The 15630-nt window shown below is 64.6% G+C and carries 11 protein-coding genes and 1 pseudogene; 3 read left to right on the top strand and 9 right to left on the bottom strand.

The annotated features are described in order from the left end of the window. Nucleotides 1–18: 18 nt before the first annotated feature. Nucleotides 19–1674, bottom strand: a pseudogene (gene treA / locus C7453_RS01350) (alpha,alpha-trehalase TreA); the annotation flags it as partial. Nucleotides 1675–2044: 370 nt separating this feature from the next. Here treA and tldD point away from each other — a divergent pair. Further along, complete coding sequence (gene tldD, locus C7453_RS01345; protein ID WP_114725338.1) at nucleotides 2045–3505, top strand: metalloprotease TldD; 1461 nt, start codon at nucleotides 2045–2047, stop codon at nucleotides 3503–3505. Nucleotides 3506–3517: 12 nt separating this feature from the next. Then, nucleotides 3518–4147: a hypothetical protein gene (locus tag C7453_RS01340; RefSeq protein WP_114725336.1), complete on the top strand. Its 630-nt coding sequence runs from the start codon at nucleotides 3518–3520 to the stop codon at nucleotides 4145–4147. On the opposite strand, the gene C7453_RS01335 is transcribed toward C7453_RS01340, so the two are convergent. The 5 genes from C7453_RS01335 to C7453_RS01320 all read right to left on the bottom strand — a co-directional run bounded on the left by C7453_RS01335 (nucleotide 4133) and on the right by C7453_RS01320 (nucleotide 12118). Then, the gene (locus C7453_RS01335) at nucleotides 4133–6010 is read right to left on the bottom strand and encodes a CocE/NonD family hydrolase (protein WP_114725978.1); all 1878 of its coding nucleotides are present in this window, start codon (nucleotides 6008–6010) and stop codon (nucleotides 4133–4135) included. The two genes, C7453_RS01340 and C7453_RS01335, sit on opposite strands and share 15 nt — an antisense overlap. 278 nt (nucleotides 6011–6288) lie before the next feature. Beyond that, complete coding sequence (locus tag C7453_RS01330; protein WP_114725334.1) at nucleotides 6289–8820, bottom strand: TonB-dependent receptor domain-containing protein; 2532 nt, start codon at nucleotides 8818–8820, stop codon at nucleotides 6289–6291. Nucleotides 8821–9299: 479 nt separating this feature from the next. After that, nucleotides 9300–10793, bottom strand: a complete 1494-nt coding sequence (locus tag C7453_RS01325; protein WP_114725332.1) for a cytochrome P450 — start codon at nucleotides 10791–10793, stop codon at nucleotides 9300–9302. A gap of 333 nt (nucleotides 10794–11126) precedes the next feature. After that, entirely contained in the window at nucleotides 11127–11348 is a 222-nt protein-coding gene (locus C7453_RS19575; RefSeq protein WP_211311001.1) for a lysophospholipid acyltransferase family protein, read from the bottom strand. Continuing rightward, nucleotides 11297–12118, bottom strand: coding sequence for an LpxL/LpxP family acyltransferase (locus C7453_RS01320; RefSeq protein ID WP_211311000.1), 822 nt, complete (start codon nucleotides 12116–12118; stop codon nucleotides 11297–11299). The genes C7453_RS19575 and C7453_RS01320 overlap by 52 nt, the downstream gene beginning before the upstream one ends. A 53-nt stretch (nucleotides 12119–12171) precedes the next feature. On the opposite strand from C7453_RS01320, the gene C7453_RS18590 reads away from it, so the two are divergent. Then, nucleotides 12172–12384, top strand: coding sequence for a hypothetical protein (locus tag C7453_RS18590; protein WP_141288844.1), 213 nt, complete (start codon nucleotides 12172–12174; stop codon nucleotides 12382–12384). A 30-nt stretch (nucleotides 12385–12414) separates the two neighbouring features. Here C7453_RS18590 and C7453_RS01315 read toward each other — a convergent pair whose 3' ends face one another. The 3 genes from C7453_RS01315 to C7453_RS01305 form a co-directional block, all read right to left on the bottom strand. Next, complete coding sequence (locus C7453_RS01315; protein WP_114725330.1) at nucleotides 12415–13623, bottom strand: DUF1501 domain-containing protein; 1209 nt, start codon at nucleotides 13621–13623, stop codon at nucleotides 12415–12417. Nucleotides 13624–13626: 3 nt separating this feature from the next. Beyond that, the gene (locus tag C7453_RS01310; protein ID WP_114725328.1) at nucleotides 13627–14934 is read right to left on the bottom strand and encodes a DUF1800 domain-containing protein; all 1308 of its coding nucleotides are present in this window, start codon (nucleotides 14932–14934) and stop codon (nucleotides 13627–13629) included. A gap of 131 nt (nucleotides 14935–15065) precedes the next feature. Continuing rightward, complete coding sequence (locus tag C7453_RS01305) at nucleotides 15066–15587, bottom strand: FUSC family protein (protein ID WP_114725326.1); 522 nt, start codon at nucleotides 15585–15587, stop codon at nucleotides 15066–15068. Nucleotides 15588–15630: the final 43 nt, after the last annotated feature.

Raw genomic sequence — 15630 nt, 5'->3', positions numbered from 1 at the left:
TTTCATCAGGCCCAGCAGGGTGCCGTTGGTCCAGCCGAAGCCGATCTGCATCGGGTATTCGCCGCCCCCGGCCCCGCCCATGGGGCTGATCGACGGGCTCACCACGTCGTATTTTTCCAGCAGCACGCCCGATGCCTGATAGGTCGTCACCACCCGCGCCATCCACCGCGTAGCGACCTCGCGCGCCAGATCGTCCTCGCCGTAGCGGGCCAGCCCCATGATGGCCATCCATTCCTCCGGGGCCCAGCCGTTCGGCGCATCCCATTGCTGGCCGGTCGCCGTCTCGGTCGTCACCAGCCCGCCGGCCTTCAACAGCCGGGCCCGAGCCGTCACCGCCACCGCGCGCGCCTGCTCGGGCGTCGCAACTTCCAGGAACAGCGGCACCAGCGTCGCCGTCGAAAGAACCGGCGTCAGCGCCTGCTTCGTCCAGTCGTAATCGAAGAACGCCCCTTGGGCCGGGTCCCACATCACCCGCCGGATGGCGGCGATCCGCCCGGTCGCCAGTTGCGCATAATGCTGCGCCTGGGCCTGGTCGCCCCGCACCCCGTAGGCATGGGCCAGCGTCTGTTGCAGATGCGCGATCAGGCTGTTCAGGTCCACCGGCAGCAGGTCGGTGGTATGGATCGTGGTCAGCGTGTGGCCGTCGGCCAGCCAGCGCGAGGAATAATCCCACCCGCTTTCCGCCCCGGCGCGCAGATTGCGATAGATCTCGGCGGCCGGGCGATCCGATGCGGCCGCCGTGGCGATGTCCTGCGGATAGCTCTCGTCGCGCGGCGTGTCCCTGTCGTCCCAGTACCGGTTCATCACCGTTCCGTCGGCCAGGCGCACCACGCGGCGGTGAGCCGCGCCGGGCGCCAGCCCCTCGGCCCCCTCCATCCAGTAGTCATATTCGCGCTGCAATTCCGGCAGGAAGGCCACGTAGGTCTGCGGCCCGTCATGCCGCGCCAGCAGATCGACCATCAACGCGAAAAAGGGCGGCTCCGACCGGCTGAGATAATAGGTGCGGCTGCCATTGGGCATATGCCCGTAGCCGTCGATCAGCGAGGCGATATCGCGCACCGTACTGCGCAGCAGGTCGAAGCGCCCGCTTTCCGACAGCCCGATCAGCGTGAAATAGGAATCCCAGTAATAGAGTTCGCGGAACCGCCCACCGGGCACCACATAGGGCTCGGGCAACGGCAGCAGCGACGAGAACGGCGGCGGCCGATCCGGCGGCCGGCTCAGCACGTCCCACATGCCGTCGATATATTCGCGCACGCTCTCGTCCTGATGCCGACGATAGGAGACGAGGCGTTGTTGCGGCACCGAGAAATGCTGGGCCACGAAACTGGTCAGGTCGAACCCAGCCTCCCCTTTCGCCCGCCTGTATTCCGCCAGCAGGTCGGCGGGCGCGCGGTCGGGCACGGCATCGGCCGCCGTCTTGGCATCGGCAAAGATCCGGGCTGCGGAAATGGCGGCGAACAGCCCATCCAACGCAACCGAAGGCGGCGACAGAAGATCGGCGGCGGACGCCGGAGCGGAACCCGGCGCGGCAGCCGCAACCGACGCCTGCGCAGGCTCCAGGGCCGGCCCGGACGCCACAGCCGGAGCCGAGACCTGCGCGGGTTCCGGCGCGGAACCGGTCGCGACAACAGGCGCCGAGGCCTGGGCGGGCGCAGCCTCGGGTGCGGCCATCGCCGACGGCACGAGAGGCCATGCCAGCCCGGCGGCCAGCAACGCCACCGCACGCGGCCGCGTGCGGCGGAAAGACGGGGACGTGGCGGAATCGCGACCGTGCCCCATGGGGCGTCGCACCGGGATAGAGAACGTCACCAGGCAGGAAATCCTTGCTCGGTCAGGGTGTTGGACAGACAGCATGCCCTGTGGCACCGAAGGCGCATAAGAAAAACGACCCGGATGGCGCGAAGTTCATCCGGCGGCCAGCATCAAGCGGCACTGGTCAAGCCGGCGCTTTCGCCCCACATCGGAATACGATTATGAATCCCGAAAGCGCATCACGCATCCTGCCCTCCCGTTCCCGCGCACCGTCCGGAGCCCATCCCCGATGACCATGACCGACCAGATCCTGAATCCGCTGACGGCAACCGACCGGCTGTTCTTCGACCGAGCGGGCGCCACACTCGACCGCTCGGGCACCGAGGCGCTGGTCCGCCGCACGCTGGACGGCATGGATGACGGCGAACTGTTCCTGGAGTACCGCGAAAGCGAATTCATCTCGCTGGATGACGGCGTCATCCGCTCCGCCACCTTCGACACCTCCTCGGGCTTCGGGCTGCGCGCGATCCTGGGCGAGGAAACCGGCTTCGCCCATTCCGACGAACTCAGCGAATCCGCCATCAGGCGCGCCGCCGATACGGTCACACAGGTGCGCGCCGGCCGCTCCGGCACCATGGCAGCCCCCCCGCAAGCCACCAACCAGCGCCTGTATGGCGACGCCAACCCCCTGGGCGACACCGATTTCGCCTCCCGCGCCGCCCTGCTGTCGGCGCTGGACACCTACGCCCGCGCCCGCGACCCGCGCGTGGTGCAGGTCTCGGCCTCGCTGGCGGCGGAATGGCAGGCGGTGCAGATCGTCCGCGGCGACGGCACCCGCGTCGCCGACCTCCGCCCGCTGGTGCGGCTCAACGTCTCGGTGGTGGTGGAACGCGACGGACGGCGCGAGAGCGGTGGCCACGGCATGGGCGGCCGCTATGCCTACACCCGCCTGCTGGACGAGACAGTGTGGAAAGGCGCGGTGGACGAAGCCCTGCGCATGGCCCTGGTCAATCTCGACGCCGTGCCCGCCCCGGCCGGCGAGATGGAAGTGGTGCTGGGCGCCGGCTGGCCGGGCATCCTGCTGCACGAGGCCGTGGGCCACGGGCTGGAAGGCGATTTCAACCGCAAGGGCACGTCCGCCTTCGCCGGGCTGATGGGCCAGCGCGTGGCCGCCCCCGGCGTCACGGTGGTCGATGACGGCACCCTGCCCGAGCGGCGCGGCAGCCTGACGGTCGATGACGAAGGCACTCCCACCGGCCGCACCGTGCTGATCGAGGACGGCATCCTGACCGGCTACCTGCAGGACCGGATGAACGCGCGGCTGATGGGCGTGCGCCCCACCGGCAACGGCCGCCGCCAGTCCTACGCCCACGCACCGATGCCGCGCATGACCAACACCATCATGCTGGGCGGCAACGCCACCACCGAAGAAATGATCCGCTCCACAAGGCGCGGCCTGTACGCAGTCAATTTCGGCGGCGGCCAGGTGGACATCACGTCAGGCAAGTTCGTCTTCGCGGCCTCGGAAGCCTACCTGATCGAAGACGGCAAGGTGACCGCACCGGTGCGCGGCGCGACGCTAATCGGCAACGGCGCGGATGCGATGACCAAAGTCTCCATGATCGGCGGCGACATGGCGCTTGACCCCGGCATCGGCACCTGCGGTAAAAGTGGTCAGGGCGTACCGGTCGGCGTCGGCCAGCCGACCCTGAAAATGACCGGCCTGACGGTCGGCGGCACGGGCAAATAAGGGAAAAGCGTCATGGCGCGGGACGAGCAGGATGAAACATTGCCCTATCCCTCGTCCTTCGCCCGCACCAACGCTCGGCTGGGCGCCGCACTCGATCGCGGCGCCCTGATCCTGACCGCGCCGATCCGCCGGATGGGGCTGAATTTCACCCCCGCCGACCCGGATTCCCAGACGCCACGTCTGGCACCAAAACTGTGGATCGTGCTGACGGCCTGCGCGGTCGCGACGGGCATAGCCGCATGGCAGATACTGAGCTCCAGCGGATGGACAACGATCTTTGTCTGGACGCCCATCCTCATCTCGCTTTCCGCACTCACCAGTTTTCGGTCGCGCCACCCGATCGTGAGCAAACCGGCGGACGAGCGCACCGAGGCGGAACGCCGTATCGTCGGACAATGCTGGCTGGCCGCGGCCATCACCATCGCCGCGCTGTCCTACACCGGCCTGATCCTGACCGCGCTCCACGTCGCGACGGCCCCCCTCGCCGGGCCAGACCTCGCCCGGCGGATCCTGATAGGCCTGTTCTTCATCGAATATATGGCCTTCATGGCCCCGGTGGTCGTCCTGTCCTGGCACGACCGCCGGCCCGACGATCAGACGACCCCCGCATCCTGCGGTCGCGGCGCCTCAATGGCCCGCTGATGCGCCGCCATGAACCTCCAGCCAGCTCCGGGCGATATCCACGCTGACCGTGGCCGGACGATAGGCGTCCTTCGGGGCGAGGAAGATATTCTCCACATAAGTCTGCGGATTGCGGTCATAGAGCGGGAACCAGCTTGACTGGATCTGGATCATGATCCGATGCCCCGGCAGGAACGTATGGTTCGCCAGCGGCAGCGCCATGTCATAGGCCTGCTGCACATTGGCCGGAATGGGGTGCGGCTGCGCGAAGCTTTCACGATAGCGCCCGCGCAGGATGTCGGCGCTGATCATGAGCTGATACCCGCCCATCTCCGGCTGGTCGGCCACCTCGTCGGGATAGACGTCGATCAGCTTCACGACGAAATCGCCATCGGTGCCCGTGGTGGCGGCGGTCAGATGCATATGCGGCTGGCCACGGACGACGAACGGTGCCGTCAGCACCGGCGAGGTGAAACTCAGCACATCGGGGCGGGCCGCCATGTTGCGCTGGTCGGTCGCCAGCCAGTTCCGCCAGTTCGAATCCGGCCGTCCTTTCGAGACGACGGGCCGCGCCACATAAGGCACCGGATGCTCGGGGTCGGACACATAGCGCGCCACCCCCGCATCGGCACCCGGCGCCTGCTCGCCAAGCCCCTGGCCCGGTTGCAGATGCAGCGTCGTGCAGCCCGAAGCGCAATCACGCGGCGGCAGCGCGCTTTCACTCTCCCACCTGTTCTCGCCACTGCGGAACGCCGTGACGCGCGCGGGCAGCGGAATGCTGCTGTCCTTGAGGTAATGCGCCAGGAACGGTTCCAGAATGTTCTGGCGGAAATACAGTCCGGTGTCGGAGCGCAGCCTGACCGGCCCCATCGTACTGGCCTCATGGATCTCGCCGCCATGGTTCCAAGGTCCGACGGCCAGCCAGAGATGCGACGCCGCCGCCGGATCTTTCTCCAGCGCATAATACAGGGCGATGGCACCGTAATTGTCCTCCTGGTCCCACAGGCTATGGACCAGCATCGTCGGCACCGTCAGCCCTTCGCGCGGCAGCAGCCGATCCATCGCCTGAAGCTGCCACCATTGGTCATAGGCCGGATGGGCCAGAATCTGGCGGAAGAAGCCGATCTGGTCCATGCCCCGCATGCGCCCGGCTGCCCCGGCGGACCCGGCCCGCAGGAACACGTCATAGGAATCGTACTGGCTGGCCCACCAGGTGGCCGTATTCTTCGGCGTACCGTCCTGCTCGTAGATATACGGCAGCATTTCCTCGCGGAACGCCCCGTTATGGAACCAGTCGTCACCCATCCAGCCATCGACCATCGGGTTCATCGGCACCGAGACCTTCAGCGCCGGGTGCGGATGGAACAGCGCGGTGATCGCGGTATAGCCGTCATACGACACGCCGAGGATGCCGACCTTGCCGTTGCTTTCCGGCAGGTTGTGCACCAGCCATTCGATCGTATCCCAGGTGTCGGTGCTGTGATCGACCGCGGTCGCGTTCAGCGGGCCACGCATCGGGCGGTTCATCACATACCGCCCTTCCGATCCGTATTTGCCCCGCACATCCTGAATGACGCGGATATACCCGCCATCCGCGATCACGTCGGGCATGTTGTCATACCCCTGCAGGATCGGCCCCATATTGCCGCTGGACCCGAAGGAGACCATGTGGTCGGCACTATAGGGGGTCCGCGTCAGCAGAATCGGCGCACCATGGGCGCCTTTGGGAATAATGATGACCGTATGCAGCTTCGCGCCATCGCGCATGGGAATCATCACATCCCGGCGCACGTAGCCGAAGCTGGAATCCTGCGCCTGGAAATGCTCCGGCATGTCGGCGGCAATGCCCCCGTCGGGCGTGGTGGGTTCCCCCGCCATCGCCATCCACGGCAGGGCGACAAGACAGGCAGACAGCAACAGGATCTTTCTCACGAACCCATCATCCTCAGGCAGGCGGAAGCAGGACGCCGGGCCACACCGGCCCGGCGAGGTCGATGTCAGATCCTGACCGAAAATGCGCTCTGGTGAGCGAGAGCGGCCCGTCAGGGCCGCGTCCGGCGTGTGTTTCCGAGCATCGGAGCGGAGCGGCCTTGATGGCCGTAAGCACCGAAGCACAGGAAACACTCGCCGGATCGCCACCAGGGCGCATTTTCGTCAGGCTCTCAGAATTCGGCCGAGATCGTACCATAATATTCCCGCGGCGCCGCGACGAACAGGTTGGCATTGTCATCACCCGAAACCGACGCCGCGCCATAGACACCGCCGATATAGTTCTTGTTGAACAGGTTGGTCACCCCCAGCGTGGCCTTGAGATTCTGCGTAAAGCCGATCTTGCCGAAATTATAGGCCAGGTTCAGGTTCGTCACCCAGTAGGCCGGGATGGACTCGTCGTTGAGATAGGTCATGGGCCGCGAGCTGATGTAGTTCGCGTTGAAATTGAACATCACTTCACGCCAGGTATAGTTCAGGTTCGCCTTGTACATGAACTTCGGATAATAGACCTGCCGCTTGCCTTTCAGGCTGTATGTGGCACCGCTGTAATTGATCGAGCGGCTCTGATATTCCGCATCGTTCCAGCTAAAGCTGTTGGTAATCTCCAGTCCCCGCAAGGGACGAATCGTCGCCATCACGTCCGCGCCGTTCATGGTCTCCCGCCCGACATTCAGATAGGCGCTATGCGCCGTCGCCGAACTGCCTTCGGTAATGGAGGCCAGGCGGTTGTAATAGTCGGTATGATAGAAATCGACGCTGCCCGAGAAGAAGCGCGAATCATACCGATAGCCGACAATGTAGTTCCAGGTCCGCTCCGGCCGCAGCACGTTCTTGTTCGCATCGAAAACCTGCTGCGCACTCTGCTTGGAATTGCCCAGGCCACCCCACGCCGTACTGCTCGACGTCTGCGAGTAGTAGTCGTAGGCGCGCATGTTCTCGGCAATATCCCAGTAGAATTCGTGATGATCGAGAAAATGATAATCGAAGTTGAAATGCGGCAGAAAGGCCGCCGAAGCGGTCAGCGTACCGCTCGCGGCATGCCGATAATAGGTGTTCCAGCCTTCGGCATCGAGTTGGTCGGTGAAATCCTTCTTCGTTCCGCCATGCGTCGTCTGGGTCAGCGACTTGAACCCGGCCAGCAGGGTCATGCCGGGGATGATCGTCCAGCGATCCTGCAAAAAGAACTGGAACGTATTGGTGTTGTACGTGTCTTCAAACCATGTGTGGGCCTGGCTGGGCTTGAAGTCCGAGTTCCAGTTATGCGCGTCGTTCAGGTAATCTTCATACAGGCGCGAATTATAGATCCACTGGTTGTTTTCATACCACAGGCCGGTCTCGATATGGTTGTTGTGCGGCGCCTCGATCGAGAATTTCTGCGTGAAGCCCAGCCTGCGCATGGCGGCATGGGCCATCCCCAACGCCATCGGCACCCCCGAGACCGTACCGTCGGCCAGCAGGGTCGGCACGCCATAGCTGGGCGAGGTCACGAAGTTATTGGTGCCGCCATGGATGGCGCTGCTGACATTGCCATAAGCCACGGTATCCGAAGAAACATTCCTGAACAGATCGAAATGCCCCGTGACCGCCGAAAGGTAGGTGCGCTGCACCTGAGAGGCATCCCAGGCATAATCGCCGATCTCGTCATTCGACAGAACGCCCTCGTAGCCCGGCGGCACGTCACTGGTATATTGCGCATAATAGGCCCAGAGCTTGGCCTTTTCGTAATCCGGCTTCAGATAGGTCGAATAGCGGCCCATCTTCTGCCACATGTTCTTCGTCATGGTCAGGTAATTGCCCTGCGTGAAATTACCATACCCGAAGAAGGCGGTTATCCGGCCCCGGTCGCCGACCGGCTGCACGACCTTGGCGTCGGCCTGCAATTCGCTTTGATAGCCCTGCCCTTTCCACATATTCGTATTGGTTCGGGCGAAGGACGCGTAGAATTTGGTGCCGGTCGGGTTCAGGATGCCGCTGTCCACGCGCCCATAGGTGCGATAGGCATTGTAGCTGCCGAATGTCTGGCTGATCTTGCCTCCTGCCTTGTCCTTGGGGTCGGAGGTCGTATAGGTCATCGCCCCACCGAGATTCTGCGCCGAGAACGAATCCAGCGCCCCGGCCCCCTGCGACATCGTCATGCCACCCAGATCATCCTGAATCATCGCCTGGGTGATCGAAACGCCGTTATAGTTGGCAAACCCTTGTGTGCCCAACGGAATGCCGTCCAGCGTCGCACCGATCTGCATCTGGGTGAAACCGCGCACGTAGAACGTATTGCCGTAAGTATCCAGGCCGAACGCATCGGTCGAGGTAAAATTGGCCCCCGGCGTGGTCATGGACAGAATCTGCATCGGATTCGTACCAGAAACGAAACGGTCCATCACCGCACGGGTAACAGCCACCTCGGCCCCATGACTGCGGACGCGCGACGCCTGGACCTGGATCGATTCCGGATCATCATGGCGGGCCGGCGCCGCACGGCGGGGGTGCGCCGCGGCAGAAGGCCGCGCGGCACTGGCGGCGGCAACCGGGGCCGCCACGCCCTGATGGGCCTTCTTCCCATGCTGCTTGTGGGCAGATACCGTTTTCTCGGCGGCGCCTGCCGAAGAGACGGCCGAAACCACTGCAAGGCCGGCAATCGCCGTCGTGCGAAGCAACCCGGCCCTGACACGAGGACCCTGCGTCGACCACCGCCGAGCTTTCATTTTCTCTCTCCCGCCAGATGCGATACATACCGGCACGGCACGCCTCCGACCCGGCCCACAGGTCTGGCATCAGAGGCTTCTTTCCGTGCTAACTATCTGTTTTGAACTGAAATGATCCGCAAACATAACGTTACGGTAAAATAATATTGACCGTCAACGATCTAAAAAATCTTCCTGCCATAACCCGAGGTTAAGGGGGCGCGAGCGCCAATACCGCACCCACAGCCGCCGACGTAAGGGCACGTTGCCGGAGGCACAACCACCCCGGTGCAATCATGAAAAGTCCCGTTTTTCCCCGGCAGGCAGCCTGAAACGTTCCATTCAGAAATCGAACAGAAACAAGACTGACGAGAGCCGACTCCCAAAGCTCCGATAACGCACGGACGCGCAGCACAAGCCGCCCGTCTGGCGCTAAACCGCCATCGGGCCGCCATCAGCAGGGCTTTGAAACAGCCTCCAAACGCCCCCGCCCGTGGGGATCAGGCCGAGTAAGGGCAGCCGACCGCCGGACTGTCCGCGCTCCGAACCGGCACCGACGCCACGGCCTCTCCGACGGGGCCGGGCTGCCGGTGGACGAGCATGGCCGGCAGGCCATCGCGCGGCCGCAGCGTCAGGCGACATTGCGGCACGACTTTCTGGTCCGGCGACAGAACGACCCGGAAGCGTTGCGCCAGAATGGCCAGGCAGAGAATGGCCTCGGTCATGCCGAAATGCTGGCCCGGACAGACACGCGGCCCGCTGGCGAAGGGGATGTAACTGTAGGGTTCGGGCCGGTGCCCATCCATGAAGCGTTCGGGCCGGAATTCATGCGGCGCCTCGAACAGGCTTTCGGTGCGATGCAGAAGCCACGGCACGATCAGGATCAGCGAGCCCGGCCGGACGGCAATATCCCCGATCTGGTCCGCATCGCGGCTCTGGCGGGCCAGGATCGGCACCGGAGGGTACAGCCGCAATGTTTCCTCGATCACCGCCTGGCACCAGCGCAATTGCGGCAGATCGTCCACGGTCGGGGCACGGTCACCGCACACGGCGGCGATTTCCTCATGGACCGCGCGCTCCACCCAGGGCGCACGGGCCAGCAGATACCATACCCAGGTCAGCGTCGCCGCCGTAGTCTCGTGCCCCGCCATGAAGATGGTGGCGGCTTCGTTGCGCAGGGCCACCGCGTTCAGCCCCAGTTCGGGGTTGCGTTTCTGCCGCCGGATCAGCAGTTCCATCATCGAGTTATGGCTGCCCCGGCCAGCCAGATGATCCTCGACGATCCGGTCGATCACGTTGTGCAGGCGCCGCACCGCCCGCCGCAGGGCCGGCGTGCGCACCATCGGCAGCCCTTCGTCCAGCCCCAGGAAATATCCGGGATTGGTCGAGTCCACCAGCGCCTGATATTGCGTAAAACTCTCCGACACTTCAGCCGTGTCAGCATTGCCCAGTTCCTGGCCGAACACGCTGCGCGAGATGATTTCCGCCGTCAGCGCCGCCATTTCGGGCAGGATGTCGATGGTGGTACGGTCGGGAATCTGCTGCCATCGCCGCACCATGTCCAGGGCGGTCCGCTCGATGATCGGGCTGAAAGCGGGCACACGGTCCTTGTGCACGATGTCCGAGACGAGGGCACGGCGCTGCCGCCAGGTCGGCCCGTCGGAAATAAACAGCCCGTCGCCCAGCAGATATTCCAGCGCACGGCGCATCTGCGGGCTCTTGCGCTCGTAATTGTCGCGCCGCTTCACCAGGATGTCACGGATCATTTCGGGCGAATTCACCAGCACGATCTGGCGCCCGAGAATACGGATCTGCGACACTTTTTCCCGATAATCGCCCACGCGCCAGATCGAGAGAAAATCCCGCCGGGCCTGCAGGAGCAGATGCAGATATTTCCCTGGCGGCCCGGAATAATATGCCGCGCGAACCGGTTCCAGGGCGGTGTCGGAAACATGTTCCACAATCTCGACCGGTTGCCGGAACCGTGCGTGCATTAAAAAAAGTCCCCGATACCTCTAACGCAGACCAACCATCAAGCCATGACAAAAAAAATTCGTCAAGAAAATAAACAAAATTCCCGGACACCATCACATTCTGAATCGGAAATGGATAGAGCATTTAATAAATCCCCCAGTAGAAAGCTCTCTTCTCCTCGTTCTTTTCAAAAAGAACACCGGAAAAAATTATCCGCCTTCTTGCAAATGCCAGAAATCATCCATGCAGATCACCGGGGCCTGACCATTGCATCAACCGCGTGCCGTTCCAGGACATGCCGCACGCAGAAAGCACACGCCGGATCGACGCCCGCGCGCATTCACCGGCAGGCGCTACGATACCATGCGATTATCGATGAAATACCATTGCGGCGCATGACTGCGCACAAGCGGCTCCACGATCGCATTCAGGCGCTCGACATCATCCAGCAGCGACGCAGACGCACAAGTCAGGTCGAACGATTCCAGAATCGTCAGCGTGAACCGTACGCCCTCCTCCCTGGTCAGATAGACCGGGCAAATCCGCGCGCCCGTCCGGCGGGCCAGACGCGCCACGAGGGCATAATTGGTTTCCAGATTGGCCGGACGGCCCAGAAAGGGTGCGCGGATCTGGCCATTGAACCCCTCATCACAGAAGACAAGAAGCTGCCCCCCCCCCCCGCCTCCAGCACGCGCAGGGCCGGCCGCACCGCCTGGCGTCCCGGCGGCAGCAGCGCGATACCCGCCCGCGTGCGCACATACCGCACGATCCAGTGACGGCCCCGGCGCCGGGGCGGATCATAATTCAGCGAGAGAGTCAGCCCCAGATCGCTCAGGCACTGCATCAGGATTTCCCAGTTGCTGAGATGCAGCCCCATGAAGATGACCGGGCCATCGCGGCATTCCTTCAGATGCTCCACCCCGACATGGCACACGCCGCCCGGCCGGCGCGCCAGTCGCGTAACAGCCGAATACTCGACCATCTGCCGCCCCTGCGATTCCACATAGGCATCGACCATCCCCGCGATCGCGTCCGGCTGCCGATCGGGAAAAAGCGCTGTAAAATTGGCGCGGGCGCGCTGCATGGGGCCGACATAGGCACGCGGCACAAGCACACGCCCCAACCACCGGCCAAAATGCGAACACCGGACGGCAGGAACCATCCTGAACGTAAAAAAGAACGCCAGGTCAAAGAGATTTCCACGATTATCCCGCACCCAATAGCGCAGGAAGCGCTGGCGCGCCTCCCCTCCGGCCAGAAAATCCGCCAGAGGGGGCGCCGCGACCGGCCGATACGTCCATGCCTTGCGTTTGCCCGGCGGCGGAGGCGGCGTCAGTACGGACATGAAGAAGAACCCGTGCGGCAAAATAGGATGCAAGGAAACCGACCAGGGACGACATGGCCCATGATCGCAACGACAATCCCATATTCCGTCGTCACGCGAAAAAAACAATTCTGAATATCTGGTTAAAACAAGGGGAACGAAAAATAATTTTCGTCAGGACGCACTATTTCCGCCCCCAGGCGTCGACATCAACCGCCACAGACCGGATGACGCCGGAAAAACCGCCCGACAGCCTTCAGAGCCTGTTCGGAAACGCGCGCTGGTGATCGCCGCCTGCGTAACGTCCAAACGGGCGCTCAGGCCACCCGCACCAGCCCCCGCACGGTCTCGCCCGTCGTCCCAGGAAAGACCCGCGCCAGCGCGCCATGGGGCACGCCCAGATGGTCGCGCAGCACACCGGCCGCGACGGCGCGCAGGTCGGTCGTCGGCGCCAGGTCGCGGTTTTCGAAAAGCTGGTCGGACCGCAGGCCGGGCCATGTTCCCCCTACCCGCCCCCCGGCCACGGCACCGCCCAGCAGAAAGGCGACCGTCGCCGTGCCATGGTCGGTGCCGCCGGTACCGTTCATGCGTACGGTCCGACCAAATTCGGTCATGGCCAGCACGATCGTCCGGCGCCATTCCGCCCCCAGCGCCTCGCGCAACGCCTGCACACCGCGATCAAGCTGGCCCAGAGGCCCCTTCAGGCGCCCGACCTGTCCGGCATGGGTATCCCACCCGCCGATCTCCAGCGCCGCGACACGCGGCCCCTGCGGCGCGGCCAGCATCTGCCCGGCCGCCGTCGAGAGAACGGAGAATGGGTCCGGCTTGTGTCCATCCGCCGGACGCGACGCAGCCGGTGCCCCTTCCATGAGGGAATCGGAGAAGCCGCGCGCCTTCAATCCATCACGAAAAGCCGGCCCCGTCAGGGGGTCAGCCGCATTGAGCGACGCGATCTGCTGGTACAGCGCCGGGTCCGGATGCTGGCTGGCAGCCGGCGCATAAGTGCCGATATGCGCCGAACCCCGCAGCAGCAGCGGCACGGACAGGCCCATGGCAAGCCCATACCCGTCCGGGCGACGACCTTGCCCCGGCAGCGCGGCCACGGCGCGGTTCAGCCAACCATTGTCCAGCCGCTGGTCCGCACCGCTTTCCAGATAATCCTGCGCCTCGAAATGCGACCGGCTGCGATAATGCCCGGCCACCGCATGGATCGGCAGCATCTGCCCCGCGCCATACAGCTCGTGCATCCCCGCCAGTGCCGGATGCAGGCCATAGAAGCCGCCCAGATCCAGCAATCCCCCCTCCTGCCCCGGCTGCGGCAGCAGCAAACCCTGCCGATGCGCCACGATGTCGGGGTCGCCATAGGGCGTCACGGCCGCCAGCCCGTCGAGCGCACCGCGCAGGATGATCACGACGAAGCGCGGATCGTCCGGGCCGCCCCCCGAGCCGGCGAGCGCCAGGGACGACCGCCCGCATGTCCAGCTTGCGGCAAGCCCCAGCAGGGCGGAACGACGACGGATCATCATGGGTCAGCGCCTCTGGAATTCAGGGGAGGAAAACAGCAGAGCCAGCGCATCCTGGCGAGATCCCGCCTGGCGCATCGCCAGCACGGTCGGCTGCCGCAGGGCCGGGCCGAGCGCCGCATGGGCGATCTCCAGCGGGTCGCCCGCACGCACATGCGCGGCCATCCGCCAGGCCCAGTCGGTGCGCGCCAGCAGGTCGGCCGGCGCCGACCAGTCCGCCGCGCGGTCGCTCCACCCGTTGGGCAGCGGCGCCGTCCACAGCGGCTGGCCCAGCCCGGCGAAAGCCGCGAACAGGATATGCGCCGGGGCATGCGGGTCATCCGGACGGCTCGGCGCCCCGCCGAGCGACAGCGCCCGCATGACGGCGGTGGCATAATCCATCGGCGAACGGAACTTGCCACCGGGCCGCGCCGCATCGGGCAGATCGGCCAGCGCCAGCGCGGCAGCCCCTAGATCCCCTCCGCTGGCCTGAAGAACAGCGACGATCCGGGCGACATCGCGCGGCGCCGGCGTGTCGGAGATAAAATGACCGACCAGTTGCGTGGCGATGTGGCGATAGGTCGCCGGATGCGTGCCCAGGAAATGCAGCGCCTGCACACCCCCCTCCTCGCCTTCGGGAAACACCTGCCCCATCACGGTCTTCGCTCCGGGCTCATGCGCCTTGTCCCGAAAGGCGAAACCCGGCCGGTCGGCGCGCATGTCGATCCCCCAGCCGGTCAGGACGGCAGCAAACGCCGTCACGTCGGCCTGGCTGTAACCGGCGGCGGGCGAAACCGTATGCAGTTCCAGGCATTCGCGCGCCAGGTTCTCGTTCAGGCCCTTGTGGCTTTTCCGCCCAACGGGGCTGTCCGGCCCGATGGAGGACGCGTTGTCCAGATACATCAGCATGGCCGGATGGCGCATGACGGCCAGCAGCATATCGACGAAACGCCCCGTCACATGCGGACGGATCGCCTCGCGCATATAGGCCCCCACCACGCCGCGCGTGCCCCCCTGACGCAGGCTGACGGTGAAATGATTGAACCAGAACCACGCCAGCCGCTCGCGAAACGGCTGTTCCGTCAGCAGCAGCGTGTCCAACTGGGTCGCGACCTCTGCCAGGAAGATCGGCTTGACCAACGGGTCACCCTGCATCTTCTCCTGTCGCTGCGTCCGCAGGGCGATCAACCCGTCGGCGGTGTCGCCCACGCCGGTGAAGCGTGCGGCATCCGGCCCCTGCAACTGCCCGGCCAGCCAGTCGCGCGAGGCCTCCCGTGGCAGTTCCCCGCCGCGCTCCCCCCAACCGAACCGGTTAACGACACTGGAAAGCTGCATGGTCCGCTCCAGATGCAGAAAGCAGAAAAACGACCCCAGGCCGCATGTGCCTTGTTCAACCCCGAAGCGTGGTTGCGCTTTGTGGCGACAATCTGTCCTTCAGCCACGCAGGAGCCGGATCGTCTATTTTTTCATAATATCTTAATCATTTTCGCGACGACGACATTCACCGCCACAAGCAGAACCGCCCCCGCGACTGTCGAGACCAGCCGATCGACCAGAATCGCTTCGCCAATGGGCCTCCCCCCGCCGACCAGCACCATGATCAGCGGCGTCGCAACCATGCTGTAGAGCATGTAATTGTGCCTGCGCGCCACCATGCTCGCAATGCCAAGCCCCGCCAGAAACAGGATGAACGCGCCACGCGAAGGCGTGTGAAACAGAAACAGGCACGACAGCAGCACGCCAAGCGCAGCCCCAAGCGCCCGCTGCGAGGCACGGATCGGCACAGGCTCCAACTGCCGCCGGCACAGCAGCGCCACGGTCAGCGCCGCCCAGAGGGCATGCCGCTCCGGCCAGAATCCATCCATCGCCAGGGTCAGCGCCATCAGGACGGAGAGCCTGAGCGGAAACTGGCAGGCCGACAGGCTGCGGCACGACCGCCCCCACCGTCGCACCTTCGCCTTCAGCCCGATACCGGACGGCGGCGGCAACGGCGCAGCAGGCGACCCCTTCGCCCAAAGAGAAATCAGGCAC

Source organism: Gluconacetobacter liquefaciens (assembly GCF_003350405.1).
Taxonomy (GTDB): Bacteria; Pseudomonadota; Alphaproteobacteria; order Acetobacterales; family Acetobacteraceae; genus Gluconacetobacter; species Gluconacetobacter liquefaciens.
Note: the sequence above shows the minus strand (reverse complement) of the source record. Positions and strands in the feature narration are given on the sequence as shown.